We start from the raw sequence: 969 nt of genomic DNA, 5'->3' as shown, positions 1-969 counted from the left end.
CTTCAAGATGACGTGCCCAATATTACAAAAATCTTGGCAATTTTGACAGATTTTGGAGCTTCAGAACTGCCACATAGCATGGATTCTTTGTTACGCGCTTATGAACCAAATTTCGAGAGCCCCATTAAAAAGGTTGCTTAACTTAAAAACAAAACTCCCCTCCCTATCGTTAAAGGTGGGGAGGTAGTCAAGAGACTTCTTTAGGTAAGAACTCAAAATGAACGGGTTTAAAACTAGTTAAGTCATAATCTGTAAGATCTGCAGTATCAACAAAGTTTTCTGCTTCTTCATCCGTCTTAAAAACGGGCATTTGTTTTAATTTAGAGGTTTTCATAAAAATTAAATTTCTTTTGATGTGTATAGAATTTTAAAAAATTCAAAGTTTAGAAGAAATGTATCTGTTTAAACTCACACCATTTTCAGCGGCTTGTATTGCAAGTTTTCTATGGAGTTCTGGTGGTATTCTTAATTGAAACTTACCACTGTATTTACCATGTGACAAAGGCACAGGAACTTCTTCTCCATTATGTTGCATGTCCTCCACAACTTCTGAAACAAGGTCCATAATGCCTTTTAAAGCTTTCTCTGCTTGAGCATCTAACCATGAAAGGGATGGGAATTCTGCACACAATCCGACATATTCCTCATCTTCTTGCGACCACAAAACACGATATGTATAATGATTATTGTTCATGTTTCATCCTTTCTATCGCTTGTAAGACTTGTTTGACTTGATAAGCTTTTGCTTTGTTACCAGAATCTTTTTGAATATTCACACGAGGATCACCAAGCCACGGTGTTTTAAAAACAAAGTGGCTTGTACCATTGTTCCGTGGTTCTCCAAAGAAATAGACACATACAGCCAACAAATCTGAAAACTTAATGTTCTTTGGTGATGCTTTCATCAAGCTGATTATTTTTTCAACTTTATTACTCATAACCAATGATAGTATCATTATTAATCCTAGT

3 protein-coding genes are annotated in these 969 nt (G+C 35.4%); all 3 read right to left on the bottom strand.

The genetic code is table 11. The features are described 5' to 3' along the window. Positions 1–187 precede the first annotated feature (187 nt). The 3 genes from ACFINZ_RS10040 to ACFINZ_RS10030 are packed head-to-tail and all read right to left on the bottom strand — an operon-like array spanning position 188 to position 905. Positions 188–334 (bottom strand): CopG family antitoxin, encoded by a 147-nt coding sequence (locus ACFINZ_RS10040; RefSeq protein WP_375637094.1) that lies wholly within the window; start codon positions 332–334, stop codon positions 188–190. 42 nt (positions 335–376) lie between these two features. After that, on the bottom strand, positions 377–694 hold the full coding sequence (locus tag ACFINZ_RS10035; protein ID WP_004856761.1) for a type II toxin-antitoxin system HicB family antitoxin: 318 nt from the start codon (positions 692–694) through the stop codon (positions 377–379). After that, the gene (locus ACFINZ_RS10030) at positions 684–905 is read right to left on the bottom strand and encodes a toxin HicA (RefSeq protein WP_017196260.1); all 222 of its coding nucleotides are present in this window, start codon (positions 903–905) and stop codon (positions 684–686) included. The genes ACFINZ_RS10035 and ACFINZ_RS10030 overlap by 11 nt, the downstream gene beginning before the upstream one ends. Positions 906–969 lie beyond the last annotated feature (64 nt).

Source organism: Bartonella sp. AA81SXKL, from assembly GCF_042196945.1.
Taxonomy (GTDB): domain Bacteria; phylum Pseudomonadota; class Alphaproteobacteria; order Rhizobiales; family Rhizobiaceae; genus Bartonella.
This window is presented reverse-complemented; position numbering and strand designations above follow the sequence as displayed.

Bases quoted from the DNA above. Each gene is read 5' to 3' on its own strand.
- ACFINZ_RS10040 (WP_375637094.1), bottom strand. From the start codon at position 334: ATGAAAACCTCTAAATTAAAACAAATGCCCGTTTTTAAGACGGATGAA.
- ACFINZ_RS10030 (WP_017196260.1), bottom strand. From the start codon at position 905: ATGAAAGCATCACCAAAGAACATTAAGTTTTCAGATTTGTTGGCTGTA.
- ACFINZ_RS10035 (WP_004856761.1), bottom strand. From the start codon at position 694: ATGAACAATAATCATTATACATATCGTGTTTTGTGGTCGCAAGAAGAT.